At 54.7% G+C, this 23,394-nt stretch carries 13 protein-coding genes; 1 reads left to right on the top strand and 12 read right to left on the bottom strand.

Annotated features, from left to right (window positions below):
- Positions 1 to 136: 136 nt before the first annotated feature.
- Positions 137 to 2,770, bottom strand: coding sequence for a TonB-dependent receptor (locus ACMHXE_RS13465; protein WP_413732510.1), 2,634 nt, complete (start codon positions 2,768 to 2,770; stop codon positions 137 to 139).
- A 396-nt stretch (positions 2,771 to 3,166) separates the two neighbouring features.
- On the opposite strand from ACMHXE_RS13465, the gene ACMHXE_RS13470 reads away from it, so the two are divergent.
- Positions 3,167 to 4,183, top strand: a complete 1,017-nt coding sequence (locus ACMHXE_RS13470) for a LacI family DNA-binding transcriptional regulator (RefSeq protein WP_413732512.1) — start codon at positions 3,167 to 3,169, stop codon at positions 4,181 to 4,183.
- Positions 4,184 to 4,245: 62 nt separating this feature from the next.
- On the opposite strand, the gene ACMHXE_RS13475 is transcribed toward ACMHXE_RS13470, so the two are convergent.
- The 11 genes from ACMHXE_RS13475 to glgB form a co-directional block, all read right to left on the bottom strand.
- Positions 4,246 to 5,535 (bottom strand): NAD(P)/FAD-dependent oxidoreductase, encoded by a 1,290-nt coding sequence (locus ACMHXE_RS13475; protein WP_101055473.1) that lies wholly within the window; start codon positions 5,533 to 5,535, stop codon positions 4,246 to 4,248.
- Positions 5,536 to 5,672: 137 nt separating this feature from the next.
- Positions 5,673 to 7,031 carry an MATE family efflux transporter gene (locus ACMHXE_RS13480; RefSeq protein WP_335917566.1) on the bottom strand — a complete coding sequence of 453 codons (1,359 nt, stop codon included), beginning with the start codon at positions 7,029 to 7,031 and terminating at the stop codon, positions 5,673 to 5,675.
- Positions 7,032 to 7,207: 176 nt separating this feature from the next.
- Positions 7,208 to 8,305: a CobW family GTP-binding protein gene (locus ACMHXE_RS13485; protein WP_413732515.1), complete on the bottom strand. Its 1,098-nt coding sequence runs from the start codon at positions 8,303 to 8,305 to the stop codon at positions 7,208 to 7,210.
- A 126-nt stretch (positions 8,306 to 8,431) separates the two neighbouring features.
- Positions 8,432 to 8,779, bottom strand: a complete 348-nt coding sequence (locus tag ACMHXE_RS13490) for a hypothetical protein (RefSeq protein ID WP_165565394.1) — start codon at positions 8,777 to 8,779, stop codon at positions 8,432 to 8,434.
- Between the two features lie 87 nt (positions 8,780 to 8,866).
- Positions 8,867 to 10,135 carry a DEAD/DEAH box helicase gene (locus ACMHXE_RS13495; protein ID WP_224866210.1) on the bottom strand — a complete coding sequence of 423 codons (1,269 nt, stop codon included), beginning with the start codon at positions 10,133 to 10,135 and terminating at the stop codon, positions 8,867 to 8,869.
- Positions 10,136 to 10,188: 53 nt separating this feature from the next.
- Positions 10,189 to 13,245, bottom strand: coding sequence for an EAL domain-containing protein (locus ACMHXE_RS13500; RefSeq protein WP_413732517.1), 3,057 nt, complete (start codon positions 13,243 to 13,245; stop codon positions 10,189 to 10,191).
- A gap of 120 nt (positions 13,246 to 13,365) precedes the next feature.
- Positions 13,366 to 14,970, bottom strand: a complete 1,605-nt coding sequence (locus ACMHXE_RS13505) for a glycogen synthase (RefSeq protein WP_226564465.1) — start codon at positions 14,968 to 14,970, stop codon at positions 13,366 to 13,368.
- Positions 14,970 to 16,238 carry a glucose-1-phosphate adenylyltransferase gene (glgC, locus tag ACMHXE_RS13510; protein ID WP_101055434.1) on the bottom strand — a complete coding sequence of 423 codons (1,269 nt, stop codon included), beginning with the start codon at positions 16,236 to 16,238 and terminating at the stop codon, positions 14,970 to 14,972. Before glgC ends, ACMHXE_RS13505 begins: the two co-directional genes overlap by 1 nt.
- 34 nt (positions 16,239 to 16,272) lie before the next feature.
- Entirely contained in the window at positions 16,273 to 18,822 is a 2,550-nt protein-coding gene (locus tag ACMHXE_RS13515; RefSeq protein ID WP_413732520.1) for a glycogen/starch/alpha-glucan phosphorylase, read from the bottom strand.
- Positions 18,815 to 21,160 carry a glycogen debranching protein GlgX gene (glgX, locus tag ACMHXE_RS13520; RefSeq protein WP_413732522.1) on the bottom strand — a complete coding sequence of 782 codons (2,346 nt, stop codon included), beginning with the start codon at positions 21,158 to 21,160 and terminating at the stop codon, positions 18,815 to 18,817. Before glgX ends, ACMHXE_RS13515 begins: the two co-directional genes overlap by 8 nt.
- Positions 21,160 to 23,379 (bottom strand): 1,4-alpha-glucan branching protein GlgB, encoded by a 2,220-nt coding sequence (glgB, locus tag ACMHXE_RS13525; RefSeq protein ID WP_413732540.1) that lies wholly within the window; start codon positions 23,377 to 23,379, stop codon positions 21,160 to 21,162. The genes glgX and glgB overlap by 1 nt, the downstream gene beginning before the upstream one ends.
- Positions 23,380 to 23,394 lie beyond the last annotated feature (15 nt).

Raw genomic sequence — 23,394 nt, forward strand, 5'->3', positions numbered from 1 at the left:
GAAAGTTGCATAAAAAAATCCGATGACATGGGGTCATCGGATTTTGATCCTTTCAGTGAGATCGTCAAGCGATCTGTCTTAACTGATCGGCATTAACCCTGGGGTCGGCTTTGGTATTGAAAATAAAGGCTTGTGCTTAGAAGCGCAGGGCTACGCCCACTTTATATCTGGCTTCGCCTTCAAAGCTCCACACTGGGTAATCAGCCTTGAATTCCTTGATCACATCCTCTGCACTAATTGGGGAAACACCCGTCTGTATGCTGTCTTCTTCGGTGATGTTGACCGCTTCAAAGGTGATATCCAAATAGTCGGTTACCGAGTAGCTGGCACTGAGGTCCAAGGTCCCGTAAGACTCGTGCTGACGGTTACCGTAAAAGCCAGGCAGCTCGCGCATCATATACTCAGAGCGCCAGTTATAGGCCAGACGAGCGCTAAAGTCGTCCATCTCATAGTAACCTACCAGGTTGACGGTATGCTTGGATGAATCAGAGAACACGCCCACACGATCCGGATAGTTTTCTGCCGGAGAGGATGCATCGGCAAAAGTATAGTTCACTGAGTAACCCAAACCGTTGTCGAAGGAGTCCTGCAGCTGCAGCTCGATACCATCTATGCTGCCGCCGTCGGCATTGTACTTCTCACTCACTGTCCAGCAGTCATAAATACCTACGCCACAAGAACTTTTACCTTCGGTTACCAGGTTGGGATCTTCAATCCCTATCTGCTGATTCAGCTTCTGTTTAGTGGTGATAAAGGAGCTGACATCCTTGATAAAGTAAGTAGCGGCAAACAGGCCAGAATCACTGAAGTACCACTCCAGACTCAGGTCGGCCTGAGTCGCCTTGAATGGATCCAACGCCACACTGCCACGCACCAGCTTTTCATTGTAAGGTGTGCCATCGTTGTAACCCGGCAGGGTCGAGGTGGCAAACAGCTCGGCGTAGTTGGGACGAGAGATCACCTGAGCAGCTGAGGCGCGCAGTATCACATCCTCGCTCAAGTCGAAGGCGATGTTAACGCTCGGCAGTACGTCGTTATAGCTGGACTTGTCCGTGCTCAGATCATCGGCAAACTGCCCCTGTTTATTAAGCGCGTAATAGTCAGACTCAATGTCGGTCGAGATATAACGGAAACCGAAGTTACCGCGAAATCCTTCCCCGGCAAAAGTAGCCATGGCGTACAGGGCCAGGTTCTCCTCCTGGATGGTGCCATAACCAGACTTGTCGATAGTAAAGCCATCGATGGCGGCATAGGCATCGGCAATCATGGCATCAAATATCGGTTCAGGCAGAGTGAAACCGGCGCCGGATGACATGGTGCCATTGTAGTAGGCAGAAGCATCTTTGGTCAGAACCTTGGCATCATTGACTATCGCCTTATCTGTCATCTGGGTGACTTCATGATCGGCATAGCTCACACCTGTCTTGATGGCACTGATAGCGCCCCAGGCTACCGGGAAGTTGAAGTCCAACTGAGCGAAGGTTTCTTCATCCGTGTTGGGCTGCTTCTTCAGCGCCCAGCCTGCAGTGGCCAATGGGTCGTTAAAGTCGCCGGCCTCAAAATACTTGTTGGCGATGTCGATATTGATCTTATCGCCGGTGGCGTCATAGATACCGGCAAAGTCAGCCGGAACACCAATTGAGTTGCCATAGTTGGCAGTCAAGTCGGTACCACCCTCGGCTTCGGTGCGACCTATACGGCCTTCAACAGTGAAGTTATCCGCTTCATAGTTGAAGTTGAAATCCACTGTATCCGAGCTCATGCTCGCCTTACGGGCCCAGGTTTGTGCCCAGGCAAAACCGCCTTGAACGCTGTGGTTTATCTTGGTACAGACACCAGCGGCATTAACCTGTTCACAGGTGTAGTCGCCTCGCTGTGTGGGGAACAGGAAGATGGAGGTGTTGGCGTTGTTGGCGTCCAGCTCCAGATTCATGTAGTTGAGCCCCAGTTCCAATCTGTCGGTAGGACGATACTGCAACACCAGGTTGATTGCGGTGCGCTCACGATCCTGTTGGAAAGTGGTTGGCACTATCTCCCCCCAGCCAAGCAGGGTTTCGATGCCATTGCGCTGATAGTCTGTTTGGCTCCAGGAACCGGCCAGCAACACACCGAAGTTTTCATCTTCATTTTTCCAGCTGTAGAGGCCGGAGGCTTCAGGATCTATCTCTTCCGAGACGCTGCCATAGTCCCCTTTGGCGCTCAGGAAAACCGAGTTGGCATCCAAATCCAGCGGTTTGCGGGTGTTGATGATGACAGTACCGCCTATGCCACCTTCGGCAATATCGGCCTGGGAAGATTTGTAGACTTCAATCGAGCCCACCATCTCTGGCGGCAGCAAGGTGTAGTTGAAACTGCGGTCGATGGCCTGCTGATCGAACCAACCGGTAGAAGCTACCGAGTGGCCATTAAGCTGGGTACTGGTCAGCTGCGCCGAGGCACCGCGGATAGAAACCTGTTGCCCCTGACCGAACTGGCGGTTAACGGCGACCCCGGGAATACGTCCCAGAGACTCACCCACATCACTGTCGGGGAATTTACCTATATCTTCTGAAGTTACCGCATCGACCACGGCATCAGAAAAACGCTTGGTATTGACCGAAGCCTTCATCGAGGCACGCATGCCGCGAACTTCTATTTTTTCTATATTGGCAGTTTCGTTGCTGTTGTTATCTGCTGCCTCGGCAGCCAGCGCGCCAACAGATACCGCTCCCCCAAGCAGGATAGCGATATTTGCAGCGAGGGCAGTTTTCTTAAAGGTAGATGTTTTCATCTCGTTTCCCTTCCATCACTTTATTATCTTTTTTGTCGCCATAACCATTCTCTCCAAGAGAATGACAACGCTGTCGTGTCCAGGAACAAACATTACACAATAATTAACAGCCTTACCACAACAAAATAACTGCCAAGCAAACAAAAACTGTCATATTACTGTATTAATGGGGTAAAACAGATTTTTAAACTGGTTAAAAACTATTCAAGCAGAGTTTTATACAACCAAGCATGGCAACAGTAGCGGGAAACAAATTTAGTCCTAGACTAAATCATGGCTAAATTCTGCGTTGCCAAACTGGTTAAAAGTCAGCAGTATAAGATGCTCGACAGCGGCCATGCCGCTTCCGGCCCCTGCTGGCTGTGAGTATTCGCCTGATATCTCGGACTAAGTTGAATGAAAGTAACCATCAATGACGTGGCTAAATATGCCGGCGTTTCCATCAAGACAGTATCCCGGGTCACCAATAATGAGCCTTCGGTTAAACAGGCCACTATCGACAAGGTCAATGCTGCAATCAAAGAGTTGAATTACCAACCTAATTTAGCAGCCCGCAACTTGGCTGCCACCAGTTCCTATGTCATAGGCTTCGTCTATGACAACCCCAATGCCTTTTACATTATCGATATGCAAAACGGTATTCTCTCCGCCTGTCGGGACAAGGGCTATGAGCTGTTGATCCATCCCTGTGATGCCAAGGCCGAGGGTATTTGTGAACAACTGACCACCATGGTGAAACATGCTCGCCTGGCCGGGCTGGTACTGACGCCGCCGCTATCGGAAGATCCCAAGGTACTCTCAGCCCTGGATGCCATAGGCGCCAACTATGTTCGCATCATGGCAGGTGACAGAGTAAAGGCCGATAGCGGGCTGGCGGTATTGGTTAACGACAGATCCGGCGCCGTGGCCATCACCCAACATCTTATTGATCTCGGGCATAGGCAAATCGCTTTTCTCAGCGGCGACTATCAGCACCAATCCACCAAGGAGCGCCTGGAAGGTTATCGTCAGGCCTTGAGAGATAACGGCCTGGACGAGTCTTCCGATCTGATTGTCGAGGGAGAATACTCATTTGAATCCGGAGTTGAGGGTGCCAAGAAGCTGCTCAAAGGGGCGAATCGGCCCAGCGCCATAGTGGCCTGTAACGACGAAATCGCCGCCGGAGCCCTGTTTGCCGCCAGGTTGGAAGGGATGGATATTCCCACCGAGCTCTCGATTGTCGGCTTTGAGGACAGTCCCTTCTCACGCCAAACCTGGCCCAAGTTGACCACAGTGCATCAGCCCAACGGCAAGATTGCCCAGATAGCTACCGAGCTGTTGATCGCCAATCGCCGTGAGCAGAGCGTTCGCAGCGAAATCTTTACCCCAGAGCCGGTTATCAGAGACTCGAGCGCCAGGGTGCAAGCAAGCTGAAATTCCAGCCACTAAAAAGGCGCTCTACTGAGCGCCTTTGCGATAAGATTCAAAACACTTTATCAGTGCAACTTGAGTTTGGGCCTGTGCCACTTCAGCAGCCGCTGTGCCAGACGATACACCAACGCCGAAAACCAACCGTACAAACTCGCCAGATGGCGTTGATACAGAGACATGTACATCATCCGCGCCACGTAACCCTCAATAAACAGGGAGCCGGATCTCAGGTTGCCCATCAGATTGCCCACCGCCGAGAAACGGCTCAGTGACACCAATGAACCATAGTCGCGATAAACAAAAGGATTTTCTGCCTTGCCCTTCAAACGGTTGAGAATATTTTTATACAGAGTTTCCGCCATCTGCGATGCGGCTTGGGCCCGGGGAGGCACAGGCTTACCGTTGTCCTGCACCAAAAAGGCGCAGTCGCCCAAGGCGTAGATATCCTTGTGACCCTTAACCCGCATACAGGCATCGACCTCGATAAGGTTACGGTTATTGACCGGCAACTTATCAAACTGTTGCAGTACATCCGGCCCCTTGACGCCGGCCGCCCATACTTTGAGTCCGGCGGGGATCAGCACATCTTCCTGGGTCACAAATCCCTGCTTGGTCACCTCTTTGACCTGCACCCCGATATGCAAGCGAACTCCGATATGATCCAGTACAGACTGGGCCCTGGAGCTCACCTTGTCCGGCAACGCCGGCAATATCTTGGGCGCCGCCTCAATCAGGTGAATTTCCAGATGATGCTTATCGACATTGAGGTAACCGTATTCTTTGACCGAGTCCAGCACATGATGCAACTCGGCGGCCAGCTCAACTCCGGTCGCGCCGGCGCCCACTATGCCGATACTGAGTTTTTCGCTGGTTTCGTCCAGCAGCAACAGGTTGTCCAGTAACTTGTGGTGAAATTGATTGGCGCTATCGAGGCTGTCGAGGAAGATACAGTGCTCTTTGGCACCCGGGGTGTTGAAGCTGTTGGCCACTCCGCCGATGGCAACTACCAGATAATCATAGGGTAACTCACGCTCGGCGATAATCTGCTCGCCGTCATCATTACTGACTCCGGCCAAGGTGATGGTCTTGGCCTCGGGATCGCATTGCAGCATTTCACCGCGTAGAAAGCGATAGCCATTTTTCAGGCCATGGTCGCGATACAGCAAGCCTTCTACCGATTGATCTATCACCCCAACGGCCACTTCGTGCAGTTTGGGCTTCCAGATATGTACCGGACTCTTATCTATCAGGGTTATTTCAGCCTCTTTCTTCAGGCCCAATTTGCGTCCCAGCTTGGATGCCAGCGCCAATCCTCCGGCACCGCCGCCCACAATCAAAATCCGCTTACTGGTCACAAATTCCCCCAAGAGTATGAACTAATGCAAGATAGTCTTTTATAACATGATCCCGCTCAAAAATAACCCGAGTTCTAAATTAATATTTCTTTATATATCACTGATGCAGGTAAATATTTGCCATCATTTCCTGTCGCTCAAGGCTGGTGTAATGCCACCTTGGTGCGTTTTAAGTTGTAGAACATCCACAGGCACAATAGGCTGCTGCAGGACGCCAAGGAGATCCACACGCCCGGCACGCCAAAGGCCCAGGCAAACCCCCAGAGGAACAGGCCTATCAGCAGCAACTTACTGCCCGTGAGTATCGAGGCCTCGGCCGGACGATTGATGGCCTGGAAGAAACTGGCTCCCACCAAAATCAAGCCTTCCATCGGCAAGCCCCAGAAATAGAGATACATGCCCTCAATGGCAACCGGGGCCAGGGTCGGGTTGTCACCGGCAAACAGATACACTATCCATTCCGGGCGGCTGTAGATAAGCACTAATCCCAGCAAGGCGCAGATTAAGGTGACGGAAAACGCCATTTTGGCGGTCTGCTTGACCCTGTCATATCGACCGGCACCGGCATTGAAGCTGAGAATCGGTTGTGTGCCGAGGGCTATGCCTTCAAACACAAAGTAAAACAGGGCTTCGGTATAGCTCACCACGCCATAGGCGGCCACATGCAGCGAAGTGCCGGTCCAGAGCAGCGCCATGTTATGCATGGTCAATACAATCGACAGGTAGAGATTCATCAGGAAACTGGGCATCCCCAGCTTGACGATTTCCCAAACCAGCTCCAGGCTCAGTTTCATCTGCTGCCAGTCGATATTAAGCCGGGTGCGCTTGCCGAAGAAATGTTGCAGACACAGGCCGCCGGTGACCGCCTGGGACAACATGGTAGCAATGGCGGCACCGGCAAGGCCAAAGGGAAAGACCACAATAAACAGCCAATCCAGCAGGGTGTTGAGCACGCCCCCAAATACCAGGATCCAGGTGACGAAACTGGGGCGACCGTCATTACGCAAAAGCGCCGAGAAGGCCATGGAGATGATGGGGAAAATGCCCAAGGCAAAGTACCAGAACAGGTATTGGTAGGCGCCTTCATAGACCTCACCTTCGGCTTTCAGCCAGCGCAGAATATCGTCGGTCAACATGGTACCGGCAAGCGACACCACCAGCGCACTCAACAGGCAAAGACTGAAGGTATTGCCGAGAATTTTTCTGGCCCTGGCGACATCACCGCGGCCAAGATTGATGGAGATAAGCGCCGCGCCGCCCATGCCCAAAAGCGCACCAAGCGCATAGAGAATGGCGCCCACAGGGTAAGCCAGCATAATACCCGCCAGACCCGTTTCCCCCAGGTAGTGGCCGATAAACATCCCGTCTATGGTGACGTAAATTCCGGTCACCAACATGGACATCACAGTGGGGACTGTGTAACGCCAAAAGAGTTTACTGACAGGTTGCTGCAGTAAGGCGAGATCCTGCTCAGTCTGTGGGCTGTTTGGGGTCATGACGCTTTCTCAACATCAAAGGTGTTAAACCATAAGTTCTATATCAGAGGCCATATTAAGAGGCACCTGCTCGGCCTCTTTTCAAATTAGCGCTCCGAAATCAATCACCTCGGAAAAAGTGGATGGCGGATTGTACCCGAGTTATCCGCCAGGATGCCACTACCTTGAATAGGGCGTTATTCGGCGACTTTGATGGCGAGCAGTTGCTGCTCCAAAGATTCAGGTTGCAAAGGGGCGCGACTGATGATCTCCAGCCTGGAGTCCATGGCATCATCAAGCTCTTCAACGCTCAATTCACCATCGAGCATATTGAGCGCCGCTATGCCGTCTTTGGTGATCATCACAGCTTTTAGCCGCACCACATCGAGTGCCTTGACCCAGCGATAGAGGCGCTCGAGATCGAACAGCCAATCCGGAGCAAAGATCCAGCCATAGCTGTAACAGCCCTCGCCTTTGTTACTCTTGAACACTATGCCGCGAACGTCCCACTCAGGCGTTTCCGGGCTCTGCGGCTCGGCGCCGACTGGCTTGATGGCAAACACACCGGCATTTTGCCGCAGCAGCCCGGCGCCTAAGGGAGTGGCTTTAGCGTTCAAATTGGCCTTTGCCGGCCGAGCCAGCGAACGCAACAATTCATCATTGAGCTTCTGCTCTTTGGACCAGTAGAACAGCTCCCCTTGCAGTTGCTGAGCGGCAATAAAGGCGGCTATCTGTTCTCTTAGCAGATCTCCCCCCAGATCATTTTGCAACTCATCCCCAGGCAGAACCATTGGCTCTTGCTGTTGCCAGAGGTCCTGCTTGCCGGCCAGCAGGATATCGGCTATCTGCAGCTGGGAGAGAAAATTCTCATGTTCGGTATAACGCTTGTCACTGAGTTTGCGCGGGTCAAACAGACAGATACTGGCCTTGAGGCTGAGCACTTCGGCAAACTGTTTCGAGCTTAGGGTTTTCAAAATCTCTTTGGGATGGCCAAGGCCTGTTGGCTCTATCAGCAACCTGTCGGGTTTGGCCCGGGCCAGCAGTTGAGTCACCGCCACTTGAGTCGGCACCCCGGCGGCGCAGCACAAACAGCCGCCGGGCACTTCTCGTATGACAACGCCGGAGTCACTCTGGCCCATCAGACCGGCATCTATTCCTATTTCACCGAACTCATTGACCAATACCGCCCAAGTCTCGCCCGCAGGCTTATTGGCCAGCAGCGCTTTAATAAAGGTGGTTTTGCCTGAGCCGAGAAAGCCGGTGATCAGATTGGTGGCAACGGGTTTGAGGATCATCTGTGACTCCATTCCTTACAGCATTGAGGCAGCAGAGTGTAACCCAAGCAGGGAAAGAATTAGCTCGAAATTGTAAACAGATGCAAAATGGGCGCGGATAGCGCCTATTTCTGTGAACCTGACCGGTTAGGGCTTGAGTTCGTGATCCACTATCGGTGTCAGCCCCTTGGCACGGTTTTTCATGGCATCCTCCAAGTCAAAGCCACCGGCGCGCCAACTCTTGGCCTCAACCGGGGTGAAGTTTTGCTTGCTCCAGGCCTTGGCATCATCGAGTTTAAAGCCTGCATCCTGCCAGGCGCCTGCGCTTGAGGCGTCAAATCCGGCAACATGCCACTGCTGGGCGCTTCGGGAATCAAAACCTGCCTCTTTCCAGGAGGCTATCTCGGTTGAACTCATACCGGACCAGTCTTTGGGAATGGAGCTGCAAGCCACAAGCAAACTCAGCCCAAGTAAGATCACAGATTTTCGCCACATACTCATCTCCTTTAACGCTCGAGTTAACAGGTTGCGCTGCTGACGGCATACCGAGGCAACGCATTGAGTATAGCAGGCTTTTTTAATCTACCTGCGCCTTGGCCCTTTGGGCTGCTGGCCCTTACGACCGGGTTTATGGCCCCTGTGAGTCTTGGCAGGTCGGGGCTTCTCCATAGACTGTAAATAGCGCTCCGGCAGCGGCGCGTCCTTCTCGTAACCCGGCAGTACTTCTCTTGGCAGCTTGTAACCGAGCAGGGCTTCTATTTCAGCCAGTTTTTGCTCTTCAGCCGGGCTCACCAAAGAGATGGCTTCGCCGCTGCGCCCGGCTCTGCCGGTACGGCCGATGCGATGAATATAGTCATCAGCCTGGGATGGCAGCTCGAGGTTGATAACCCTTGGCAAGGCGGGAATATCCAGGCCTCGGGCCGCGACATCGGTTGCCACCAATACCCGAATCTCTCCATCGATGAACTGCGCCAGAGCGCGGCTACGGGCCCCCTGAGTCTTGTCGCCGTGAAAACAGGCGCTCTTGATGCCGTCGAGTTTCAGCTCTTGTTGCAACTGCTCGGCGCTCTCCTTAGTACTGACAAAGGCCAACACCTGTTGCCAGTTGTTGCGGCCAATAAGCTCAGCCAGCAACTCGGCTTTACGGCGATAGTCCACCGGATATACCTTTTGCTGGATCTGTGCCTGAGTACGGCTCTCTTTATCCACTTCAAACCATTCTGGCTTATCGAGCAGCTTGTGCCCGAGGCGCTTAACCGCCTCGGGAAAGGTCGCCGAAAACAACATGGTCTGATGTCCGGCTGGCAGATAGCGCCCCAGGCGCTCAATATCCGGCAAAAACCCCAGATCCAACATGCGGTCAGCCTCATCCAGCACCAGGGCCTTAACCTGATCCAGCCTGAGATGCTCTTGGCTAAGGTGATCGAACAGCCGCCCCGGCGTCGCCACCAGCACTTCAATACCGGCCGCTATCGCCTTGCGTTGAGGGTTGAAGTTGGCGCCGCCGAAAATGGCCAAAATGCGAAATGGCGTATGGGCGGCATATTTGCCCAGCTGAGTCGCCACCTGCTGCGCCAGCTCGCGGGTTGGTGTCAGGATAAGCACTCTCGGCGCGGCGCCATACTCAGGCTCAGTGAGCCCCTGTTGCTGCCACTCATCAATCAAGGTGGCCAACAGCGGCAAGCCAAAGGCCGCGGTTTTGCCTGTGCCTGTCTGGGCCGAGGCCATAATATCCCGCCCGGCCAATGCCGCCGGTAACACCTGCTGCTGCACCGCCGTCAGCTCACGATAGCCACACTGGGCGACGGCTTCGAGCAGCGGCCCCGGCAGCTGGGTTTCAGAAAACTGCATCTTCAACACCTGAAACATAAAAAGACCGGCGAGTATAACGCAAAGGCAAGCAATCAGCTGACATTTCCGCCCCCTATGACCTGATGCTTGCCAAGATATTTTTGTTCAAAGCCTTCGATGTCCAATGGCTGGGAATACAGATACCCCTGAGCATAGTCACAGCCTATACGAGTCAAGATCTCGGCCTGACCGGCTGTCTCCACCCCTTCGGCTATTACCTTCATCCCCAACTTGTGTGCCATTACTATGATGGCTTCACAGAGAGTCAAATCGCTTTCATCTGTTTCCAAATTACGTGTAAATAATTGATCTATTTTGAGATAGTCGATATCAAACCGCTTCAGATAAGCCAAGGAGGAATAGCCGGTGCCAAAGTCATCCAGAGACACCTGAATGCCGGCATCCCTATAGGCCAATAGCTTATCACTGACCCCCATTTTGGCATCCAGCAACAATCCCTCAGTTATCTCGATACAGATCCCGGAACCGGACACCTCAAGGCTTGCCAACAGCTCCAGCCACTCGGCAAAACGGTTACCCTCGTCGCGAAACTGGATTGGCGACTTGTTGATACTGATCTGCACCTCGCGGCCATAAGCCTTGCGCCAGGCGGCACTCTGACGCGCCGCCTGCTCAAACACCCAGTTACCGATTTCAAAGATAAGCCCTGTGTCTTCCGCCACCGGAATAAACTCAGCCGGCGAGACACTGCCGCGCTCACTGTGATTCCAGCGCAGCAAGGCTTCAGCCTTGAACACCTTCCCGCTGCCCAGCTCGACTATGGGTTGGAACCTGAGTTCGAATTCGCGCCGCTCCAATGCCTGACGCAAATCCTGAATAAGCCGCATCCTGTATCTGGCGTATTCCTGCATTGAGGCGGTGAAATAGTTGAAACGGTTACGGCCCTGATCTTTGGCGGCATACATGGCCTGATCCGCATGTTTAAGTAACAACTCCACTGTCTGTCCATCATCGGGATACAGGGTAATACCGATACTGGCGCTGATAAAGGCGGTTTCATCGCCCAACTTGAAAGGCTCGGCCAGACTGCTGAGAATATGATTGGCTACCCGCTCAACTCCGTTATGATCCTGCACATCCGAGAGCAATAGGGTGAACTCATCGCCGCCGAGTCTGGCCACCACGTCGGACTCACGCACACAGGCCTGCAGCCGCTCCGAGGTTTCCACCAACAACAGGTCGCCCATATCATGGCCCAGGGTATCGTTAACTTCCTTGAAAAAATCCAGATCCAGAAACAGCAGCGCAAATCTTTGTTGATGACGAACAGCCTTACGAATTTCATTGCCCAGGTGCTCGGTGAACATGCGCCGGTTCGGCAGGCCAGTAAGGGCATCATAGTTGGCCTGACGCCAGATGAGACGCTCGTTCTGCTTTTTGTCGGTAATGTCGGAAAACAGCGCCACTCTTCTCAGCGGCGCATCGCCTGAGCTATGAATGGTATTAATGCTGAGCCAGATCATTATCTTGCGGCCATCACTGCAGCGCAGCCACATTTCGCCCTGCCAACGCCCCTTGTGCTCGAACGCCTGACTTAGTTCACGATAAAACACTTCTTCATGATCATCACACTTGAGCATGTCTATATTGCTGCCAAGAATATCCTCCGCTTGATATCCCGTGATAGCGCTGAATGCCGAGTTAACCGTTATTATGGTGCCGACTTCATCCAGTACACTCATCGCCTCACTGGAGTTTTCATAGACGGATGCAGCCAGTTTAAGGGAAGCTTCCTGCTGTTTTTGCTCGGTAATATCCACATGTACACCGCAAACCCTAAGCGGCCGTCCTTTTTCATCACGGCTGACCACCTTGCCGGTGTCCTGCACCCAGCGCAACTCACCATCCGGGCGGATCAGCCGGTATTGCACCTGGTGCTGCTTTGTTTTTCCGGCCAGATGCTCATCCAAAGAACGCAGCACCCAGGCCCTGTCTTTGGGATGGATACCATCTAGCCACAGTCGTTTGTTATCATTGAGGTTATCAAGCGAACAACCAAGGATCTCGGCACTGCGTTTGTTGCGCACTACGGTATCCTTGATGGGATCCCAATCCCAGAAACCGAGCTGACCACTTTGCAGCACCAGCTCCAACTGTTCGCGACTGGCGGCACTCGCCTGCTCAGCCAGCTTGGCCGAGGTGATATCGATATAACCGGCAATCACCAACTGCACCTGTTGATGATAGCGCTGGCAGGCCACTGTCATATGGGTATAAACATAATCACCCGCCTTGGTGATAAAACGTTTCTCCATCTCATATTCATCGATTTCACCATCCAGCATCCGCCTGAATTGCGCCATATCGGCGGGCAGATCATCTGGATGGGTCATTTCAGACCAAGTCAACTGCATCAGTTCCTGCTCTGTATAACCCAACATCTTGCTCATATGGGGGTTTATCTTAAGCCAATGCTGATCCGGCGCAGTAATCGAAATCCCAATATTGCCAATATTGAACTGGGAGCGAAACAGAAAGTCATCCTGCAGTCGAATGCGGTTGTCACGCTCAAATTCCAGCCGCCGCGACAGCAAGCGCCCCAACAACACATTGGTGAGTGGGAACAAAGTCAGCACAGGCAAACTGATACTTGCCAGCACTCCCTTGGCGGTGTCCCAGGGCAGCAGCAACATCCAGGCCAACATCAACAGGTGTACCAACAGGGAAAAACCGGCTAATTCCCAATAGCCGATATCGGCGAGGGACTGCTTGCGTCGCCTGCGCCACAACAGGCCAAGCAAACCACTGGAGAGAATCACTCCCACGCCGATCAAAACACCTTCACCGCCCCCCTGATAAATACGAAAAGCGGCTGCAATACTGCATGCTATCAAGGTCGGCAAACCGCCGAAGAACAGGCCTGAAATACTTAAAAGTACAGAGCGACTATCGAAGAAAATTCCCGGTTCATAGTTCCAGGGAGTGAGCATCAAAGCAATACAGATACCACCGATAATGACGCCTATTAACAAGCGCCACAGCAGGAAGTAGTCCCGTTGTTGTTGTCTGGGAATAGCATCATACATAAATACCAACGCCAGCAGAAAAGCGGCATTTTGTGCCAAAGGAAGGAAAATGCTCTGTTCCATCTATTCCCAAGCCTGTGAATAACAAAGAAGAAATCTACAGGTCTAGTGTAGCAGAGCACCTTTGGAAACCTGACTAATTTATGCACTCACCTCGGCGCAGCATTCATTGCTGCTGAAACTTTAGGCGTTATATAACAACTCCAAATAAAGCTGGGCACTGTCTTGCCATGAAAAGCGGCTGGCGGAGGCCCTTTTTCTAAGGACATTCCAGTTGGCAGTGGAATAGAGCTCCAAGGCCCGGGACAGGGCGTCGAGTAGCGCCTTGGCCTGCTCATCCAGCCCGGTTCCTGCGAATACCAAGCCATTATCACCGTCGCTGATGGTATCGGCCAGCCCGCCGGTGGCATGCACCAAACAGGGTTGGCCTGCTCTCAAAGCCAGCATCTGGCTGATACCGCAAGGCTCGAAGGAGCTTGGCATCACAAACAGATCGCCGCATTGATAGAGGGCATCGGCCAGCTCCTGGTGATAACCATTGATAAAGCGAAAATTGCTGTTGCTCGCGGCGATGCGACCAAAGAGTGCCGCTATCTGCTCATCGCCGCTGCCGAGCAGCCAAAAACAGGCGCTGTCGCTGAACTGCGCCAGCCTTAGCAACAGCTCTTCCAGCACTGTCTTGCCCTGCCAGGGATGACACAGCAAGAGCAACTTCTGTTCAGTGAGCCTGCCAACCGAGGTCAGCAGCATTCCCGGTGACTCAGATATCTGCCCCAAGCGGATTTGAGCAATCATATCTGCCGGCGTCACTGCATCGCTGCGCCCGAGTTTACTCAATAATGCCTCTGTGGCTATTTTGGGCAGTTGCAACTTGAGTTGCTGCCGTTTGCCGGTAGCGAGCGGTAATCCTTTTTGATAGTCACAACCGTTGAGAATGCCGAACAGCTGGCCAAGCTTGGCTTTATCCTGCAGGTCAGCCTCCAATCCTTCGCCGCCAAAGAAACCCAGCTCTGGCTGTGACGGACACAGCACTTCCTTGGCATAAGTCGCCGAGACCAGATGGATAACATCACTGAACTGAATCGCCGCCCGCAGCGGATTGATACATCCGGGGTAGCGGGTATCCAGCGCCAATTGCAGCTTGGGATTTCCCCCTTCGGCCAACAGCCAGGGATACCAGGCCGCCAGGGAAGATGCCTCGCCGGCAAGCGGCCGTACCCCCTGCATCGCCAGATTGTGGATACTGAGGATGCAGGGCACTTTTGATAGGCCACGATAGGCGGGATCCAGTGCTCTTAACATGGCAAAACCGCCGCAGTGCCAGTCGTGCAGGTGAAACCTGTCCGGCAGCGGCAATAATTCCTGTTTCAACGCCGCCGCCACTGCAGCGCCGAAAAGGGCGAACTTGCCTGCATCTGTGGCAAAGGGGCGCTCAGGGCCATCCAGGCTGTAGACTTCACGCTTAACGCTGCAAAAACCTTCATGAGCCAGAAGATAGATCCACAATCCCTGGGGGCCTGGCTGAACCGCCGGATTAGCAATCCGATACAGCCGCGCCCGGGTGGTGTTTGCGCCGAAAGCAAATTCAAACTGGCACAGAAAATCGGCCCCCTGCTCCCTGGCCAAAAAGCCATAGTCCGGCATTATGATATGCGCCGCCACGCCTTGGCTTTGCAGCGCCGGAGGTAACTCGGCCAGCACATCGGCCATACCGCCGACTTTGGCGCCGGCCAGGGCAGCGTTTTCCGCTGCCAACATCAACACCTGCAGTTTTGCTTTCGCCGCCATTATTCGTACCCCACAGGCAGTCCCAACATATCTCGGGTCACCAGCACCACACCGCTTTCCGAGACCCGAAAGCCCTTGGCCCTGTCGTGGTCATGGTTGAAGCCTATCTCCATCCCCTCGGGGATAATGCAGCCCCGGTCGATAATAGCCTTGCGAATGCGGCAATGACGCAACACCACCACATCGGGCAGGATCACTGAGTCTTCCACCTCTGAGTAAGAACAAACCCTGACCTCATTGAAGAGAACGCAGTGGCGCACAGTGGCACCTGAGATAATGCAGCCGCTGGAAACCACTGAGTCCAGCGCCATACCGCGCCTGTCATCATCGTCAAATACAAACTTGGCCGGCGGCAGTTGTTCCTGATAGGTCCAGATGGGCCATTTGGCATCATAGAGATTGAGCGCCGGCGTCGGCGACAGCAGTTCCATATTGGCTTGCCAGAAAGAATCCAGAGTTCCCACATCGCGCCAGTAGGCCTGCTCGTTGGGAAAGGCGCTGCGAAATGGATAGGCATAAACCCGGTGCTTTTCTATGATGGCCGGAATAATGTCCTTACCGAAATCCCGGTTGGAATCGGCATTCTGGGCATCTTTTTTCAGCTGCTCAAACAGAAACTCTGTGTTGAACACATAGTTACCCATAGATGCCAGGCAGGATTCGGGGTTATCCGGCAAGGGCCTGGGTTGGGCCGGTTTCTCTTCAAACCCCAGAATACGGTTGCTGCTGTCCACCTCCATCACCCCAAAGGCGTTGGCCGCTTCGGCCACCGGCACCTCCATACAGGAAACCGTCATATCGGCGCCGGACTCGGCATGAGCGGCCAGCAGACCGGCGTAATCCATGCGGTAAATATGATCGCCCGAAAGCACCATCACATAGCGCGGCAACTCGTGACGTATGATGTCTATGTTCTGAAACACAGCATCGGCCGTGCCCTGATACCAGTTGTCCGAATAACGTTGAGATGCCGGCAATATCTCCACCGACTCCCCCAACTCCTTTTTGAAATGCCCCCAGCCGCGGGTCACGTGGCGGATAAGCGAATGAGACTTGTACTGGGTCACCACCCCTACCCGGCGGATCCCCGAGTTGATGCAGTTGGACAGCGGAAAGTCGATAATCCTGAACTTGCCGCCGAAATAGAGCGCCGGCTTGGCCCGCCAATCGGTCAGCTCATGGAGACGGGAACCCCGGCCTCCGGCCAGGATCAGGGCATAGGTTTCACGGGTAAGGTTACTGATATAACGCGGACTCGGATTCGGCATAAAAGCGTGCTCCCAATTAACAGAAAAAAGGCGCTCACTGCGCGCCCCAGATATGGTCGCGATAACCGGCTATGGTGACATCGCTGGAGAAGCGGCCACTGACCGCGGTGTTGCGAATACTCATGGCGGTCCAGCGCTGAGGGTCCTGATAAGCCTTGGCGGCTTGCAGCTGGGCCAGACGGTAGGTTTCAAAGTCGGCCGCCAGCATCCAGGGATCTTGGGGCGATTCAATGGCGGCTATGATGGGGTCGAAGATCCCCGGCTCCAGCAGATTAAAATGACCACTTTTGAGCAGCGTCATTACGCCGCCGAGCGCCGCCGAAGACGCTATATATTGCGCCGGGCAGTAGTGCGCCTTGAGTTCCTCCACCGCCAGGGCATTGAGGCCAAACAGGAAGAAGTTGTCTTCACCTACCTCTTCGAGCATCTCGATATTGGCACCATCCAGAGTGCCTATGGTCAGGGCGCCATTCATCATGAACTTCATATTGCCTGTGCCCGAGGCTTCCTTGCCGGCGGTGGATATCTGCTCAGACAAATCCGTACCCGGGCAGATCACCTCCATGGCACTGACGTTATAGTCGGGCAAAAAGGCAAACCTTAACCAGGGACTGACTCTGGGATCCTCATTGACCATATGAGCCACATTGTTGGCCAGTTTGATCACCAGTTTCGCCATGGCATAACCGGGTGCCGCCTTGCCGCCAATAAGCACGCAGCGTGGTTGCATCCCCCGGGTATCGCCACTGACAATCCGCTGATAGAGATGGATCACATGCATGATATTCAGCAGTTGCCGCTTGTATTCATGGATCCTCTTAACCTGCACATCAAACATCATGGAGGGGTCGAAGTTCACCTGGCAGCGCTGCGCCACCAGCTCGGCCAGCGCCTGTTTATTGGCCTGCTTCACCTCGCGCCAGGCGGTAATAAATGGCTTGTCCGAGGTAAAGGCGTTGAGGGCAGTCAGGCATCTTAGGTCGCTCAGCCAATCCTGCCCCAGGCGGCTGCTGATGAGCGCGGCCAAACGGGGATTACAGTGAGCCAGCCAGCGCCTGGGAGTCACGCCATTGGTACGGTTGTTGAACTTATGCGGCCAGAGCTCGTAAAAATCCCGAAACAGCCCTGTGGTCAACAGCCTTGAGTGCAGCGCCGCCACACCATTGACCGAAAAGCTGGCCACTATTGCCAGATAAGCCATACGGATATGGGGCTCATCCCCCTCTTCTATGATGGACATCTGCCGCAGACGTGACACGTCGCCGGGCCAGTGATGTGCCACCAACTCCAGGTATCTGGCGTTGATTTCATAAATGATCTCCAGAATACGCGGCAGCATCTGGGCGAACATACGCACCGGCCAGCGCTCCAACGCCTCCGGCAACAAGGTATGGTTGGTGTAGGCCATGCAATGGCTGACTATTTCCCAGGCGGCTTGCCACTCCAGCTGATATTCATCTATAAGCAGGCGCATCAACTCAGGCACCGCAATCGCCGGATGGGTATCATTGAGCTGCAGCACATGAAACTTGGCAAACTCACTAAAGTCCAGGCCTTTGTTGGCAACCCAGGTCGTCAACAGATCCTGCAAACTGGCAGAGGACAGGAAATACTGCTGCCGCAGCCGCAACTCTTTGCCGTTTTCACTGCTGTCATTGGGGTACAACACCATGGTGATCTGCTCGGCCAGATTCTTCGCCGCCACGGCTTCGGTGTAATCCCCCTGGTTGAACTCAGCGAGGTCAAACTCATCTGTGGCCTCGGCCTTCCAAAGCCTCAGGGTGTTGACCCGGCCGTTGCGATAACCCGGCACCGGCATATCATAGGCAACCGCCAGTACATCCTGGGTATCCACCCAGGCTCTGTGCCGACGGCCATCGCGGTCAACATGACTCTGCACATGACCGAAGAAAGGCACTGTCACATTGTGCTGTGAAGCCCGCACTTCCCAGGGGTTGCCATCCCTGAGCCAGCGGTCCGGCTGCTCCTGCTGGTAACCATCGACTATCTGCTGAGCAAACATGCCGTACTCATAACGAATGCCATAGCCAGTGACCGCCAGTCTGAGACTGGCGCAACTGTCCATAAAGCAAGCCGCCAGCCGCCCGAGACCGCCATTTCCCAGACCTGCGTCATGCTCTTGCTGTTGCAGGGTTTCAAGCGCTACCGCATAGCCTTGCAGCATCTCCCGGCACTCGTCGGTCAGGTCCAGATTGAGCAAGGCGTTGCCCAGGCTTCGGCCCATCAAAAACTCCAGCGACAAATAAGCCACCTGTTTGCGTTGGTACAAAGCGTCCTGGCTGCGACTGGCGCACCAATCGTCCAACAGCTGCTCTTTGACACTCAGGGCCAACGCCTGATAGAGCTCCTGTGGCCTGCGCTCATTGCGGTTAAGATCGTATCTCAGCTGTCTGGCAAAGGCCGCCGGCAGTGAATCACAGGGCTCGCAGTCTTGGTGCACCAGATGGCCTGGGGCTTGTTGACTAGCGGGCGCTATTGGCGATGCGGCTTTTGATGCTTTTGATGCTGTTGTCGATTGGCTCTTACTGCGGCTCTTGACTCTATTCCTTGAAGTATCAGTCATGGCTGGCTCCTTTGGCTGAGGACGACAAATAACGGCCACCTGCGGCCAGCAGCTGAAAACTGCAGGCGGCAACGGCGAAAGATGAAGCTGTGGGATAGCAGGATTGCTGTTCATCCCGTCCGGCTTCGCTGGAAAGCAGCAATTGCCACTGCTCACCGGCTCCAGGCGGCGGAGATGGCAGACAAAACTGGCTGTTGCTGTCACCGGCATGCAGCAGGATCAGCAGAGCTTCGGTCTGAAGTTTGTTTTCTCCTTGAGGGCTAATATCTAACTGACGGCTCTTATTGAGCTGATGGCTCTCGCTCAGCTGATGGCTCTTATTCAGCTGAAGGCTCTCTGCCCGCTGAAGGCTCCTATTGAGCTGACGGCTCTGCATCAACTGCAAGCTGCGGCACTGGACTTCGCCCCAATGGCCGGGGGTCATGGCCTCGCCGGAGGCAGCAAACCAAGCCAGGGCTCTGGGAGCCTGGAGGGCATCGGTGTGAACATAGTCATCGCTGTCATAAAAGCCGCAATCCCGGCGAATATGGATAAGCCGGCGAACAAAGGCGCCAAACGCAGTATCTTCCCTGTGCCAATCGAGCCAGCCCAATGGGTTGTCCTGACAATAGGCGTTGTTGTTACCGCTCTGGGAGTTACCGAACTCATCGCCGGCCAGTAACATGGGCGTGCCCTGGGAGAGCAGTAAACTCGCCAGCAGATTACGGCTCTGACGCGCCCTCAAGGCCAGTATGGCGGCATCTTTGCTCTCGCCTTCCACGCCATGGTTGGCACTGAAGTTTTCATGGTGACCATCGCGGTTATTTTCGCCGTTGGCCTGATTGTGCCGTTCGCGATAGCTCACCAGGTCCCTCAGGGTGAAACCATCATGGCTGCAGATAAAGTTGATTGAACTTTGCGGGCCGCGCCCCGAGTGTTCAAACAGATCGCCGGAGCCGGAAAGGCGCCTGGCAAGCTCGGGCAAGAGCCCGGCATCACCACGCCAGAAACGCCGCAGAGTATCGCGATATCTGTCGTTCCATTCGGCAAAACGATTGGGAAATTGCCCCAACTGATAACCGCCCGGACCTATGTCCCAGGGCTCGGCTATCAGCACACATTGCTGCAGTTCAGGGTCTTGCAGCAAGGCATCGAACAATCCGGCGCGATTGCTGAATCCCTGCATCTCACGGCCAAGGCTGGTAGCCAGATCGAAACGAAAGCCATCCACCCCCATGATATCGACCCAGTAACGCAGCGAGTCCATCAGCAGCTGTACCACTCTTGGATGACTGATATCCAGGCAGTTGCCACAGCCAGAGTCATTGATATAAAAACGCTTATCTGCCGGATGCAAACGATAGTAGCTGACGTTATCCAAGCCGCGAAAACTGACGGTCGGCCCCTGGCGGTTACCCTCGGCGCTGTGGTTGAAGACCACATCCAGCACGAGTTTGATACCGGCATCATGCAGGGCAGAGACCATCTGCTTGAATTCGCCAATGGCATCGTCAGAGGCCGAATATGCCCCATGGGGAGCGAAGAAACCTATGCTGTTATAACCCCAGTAGTTACTGCGACCACTCTCCAGCAGGAAAGGCTCGGACAGAAAGGCGTGCACCGGCAGCAGTTCGACACAGGTGATCCCGAGCGACTTGAGATAAGCTATCGCCACCGGGTGCGCCAAACCGGCAAAGGTGCCGCGAAGCTCAGGGGGGATCCCTGCCATGGCGGCGGTGAAGCCCTTGAGGTGCATCTCGTAGATCACTTCATTACGCCATTGGCCGCCCGGTAAGCGCTTACCGGTAAAGCGGGTATCGGCTACCACTTGGCATTTGGGCATGGCCCAGGCGTTGTCACAGGGATCGGCCCATAAGTCATCCCCTATACCGGCACTGCCGGACTCCCGCTTCGGGGCCCCTGGTACTGGGGGTTCAGCATCCCCCGGATGGCACACAGCGGCCAATGGCCGGCCCTGCTCATCGACTCTGGCATAGCCAAGTTGCCAGGGCCCATACTGCCAGCGACCACAAAAGGCTCTGGCGTAAGGGTCCAGCAGCAGCTTGGCCGGATTGAATCTGTGCCCTTCCTGAGGCTGATAAGGGCCATGCACCCGATAGCCATAGCAAAGCCCTTCACCGGCCCCCTGCAGCAAACCATGGAACACCTGTTGCGAGGACGGCATAAGCTCGAAACGGCCCGACTCACGCCATTGGCCATTTTTGAATTCAAACAGGCACAGCTCTACCCGGGTTGCATGAGCCGAAAACAGCGCAAAATTCACCCCTTCCGGCTCGCCATTGGCTTCATGTACCAGAGTTGAGCCCAGAGGCCAGGGTTTGCCTGCAAGCATCTGCATCAGCCACGCTCCAAGGCGAAATAGACGCTCGCCAGTGGCGGCACCCGGATCAGCGCGCTGTATGGCATGCCCTGCCAGGGGATCTCCTCGGCTTCGATGCCTCCGGCGTTGCCTTGATTACTGCCGCCGTAGAATGCGCTGTCGCTGTTGAGCAGCTCGCGGTAACGTCCGGGCTCTGGCAATCCCAGTCGATAGCCTTCCCTGACACAAGGGGTAAAGTTACAGATAACCAGCACCATGTTGCCGTCAGAATCGATACGCGTAAACGCCAGCAGGCTGTGCTGACTGTCGTTGCAGTCGAGCCAGCGAAACCCTTGCGGCTCGCCGTCACACTGCCACAATGACGGCTGCCGGCGGTAACAGAGGTTAAGGTCCCGCACCCAATCGCTGAGCCCCTGATGAGACGGATACTGCAGCAGGTGCCAGTCGAGGCTGAAATCATGTTGCCATTCGCGCCGCTGGCCAAACTCGCCGCCCATAAACAGCAGCTTTTTCCCCGGATGAGCCCACATAAAACCGTAAAAAGCCCGCAGCGTGGCAAACTTCTGCCAGTCATCGCCGGGGATCTTCTCCAACAAGGCGCGCTTGCCATGCACCACTTCGTCGTGACTCAGCGACAAAATAAACTGCTCGGTATAGGCATAGATGAGGGAAAAAGTCAGTTGCCCGTGGTGATAGCTGCGATGTACCGGCTCCTTGGTGAGATAATCCAAGGTGTCGTGCATCCAGCCCATATTCCATTTGAAGCCGAATCCCAAGCCGCCGGCAGCGACATCCCGGCTGACGCCATCCCAGGCGGTGGACTCTTCGGCTATCATGATGATCCCCGGGTACTCATGGTAGAGACGCGTATTGAGCTGCTGCAAAAAGGCTATCGCTTCCAAATTTTCACGGCCGCCATATTCGTTGGCCTGCCACTGGCCCTCTTCGCGGCTGTAATCCAGATAGAGCATGGAGGACACGGCATCGAGGCGCAGGCCATCGAAATGAAACTCCTCCAGCCAATAGCAGGCATTGCTGAGCAGAAAACTCTGCACCTCTTTGCGGCCATAGTTGTAGATCAAGGTGTCCCAGTCGGGATGACGGCCACGGCGGGGATCTTCATGTTCATACAGGCAAGTGCCATCAAAATGCGCCAGGCCGTGGGGGTCGGAAGGAAAGTGCGCCGCCACCCAGTCGAGCAGCACACCGATACCCGCCCTGTGGCAGGCATCCACCAGCAGTTTAAGCCCCTCGGGCTCACCAAACCTGTGGCTGGGAGCAAACAGCCCCACAGGTTGATAGCCCCAGGAACCGTCGAAGGGATATTCACTCAGCGGCATAAATTCCACATGGGTAAAGCCGTGAGATTGCAGGTAAGGCACCAAGAGTTCGGCCACCTCTGCGTAGCTGAGAAAACCGCCTTCACCGTTACGCCGCCAGGACCCCAGATGCAGCTCATAGATACTGACCGCCTGTCGGTGCCAGGCACTTTGCGCCCTGGCGGCCATCCAATCACTGTCCTGCCACTGCCAATCACTGTCCGCCATCGGCACTATCGAGGCGTTGTGGGGCGCACCTTGCATCTGTCTGGCGCAGGGATCGGCCTTTTCCAGCCAGCTGCCATCCTGGGTTTGCAGCAAAAATTTATAGTGCTCACCGCCCTGGATTTGCGGCAAAAACAGCTCCCAAAGACCTGATGCCGGGTGGCGGCGCATGCTGTGGCGACGCCTGTCCCAATGGTTGAAATCCCCCAGCAAAGACACGCTTTTGGCATTGGGAGCCCAAACACAAAAACGTACACCTTTTACGCCTTGGCACTCCAGCCAATTGGCACCGAGCAACTGCCAGCCTTTCAGCAGACAGCCTTCATTGAAGAGAAAGCATGCCTGTTCATCGAGCGAAGCATCAAAGCGGTAAGGGTCGTCCAGCACCAGCTCCGCCTGGGGATAGCTGATGCGGAGCCTATAGTTGAAGGGTTTGACCCTGCGCCCCATAAAGCCACTGAACAGGGGCTCGGCGCCAACGACAGGGTTAAGCTCGGCCACCTTACGGCCGGTTTTCGCGTCCAGCACCTCGACGGCGGCGGCGCCGGGCAGCACGGCACGCAGTAGCAAGCGGCTGCGGCCATTTTGTTCAACCAGATGCATTCCGAGCCAGGCGAAAGGATCACCATGGCGCCCTTCGGCCAAGGCGCAGGCAGCGGCAAAGTCCAGTTCCGGGACCAGGCTTTCCTGCATTGGCTCACTAAAGTG

The organism is Shewanella sp. BJSY2023SW007 (genome assembly GCF_047314525.1).
Taxonomy (GTDB): Bacteria; Pseudomonadota; Gammaproteobacteria; order Enterobacterales; family Shewanellaceae; genus Shewanella; species Shewanella chilikensis.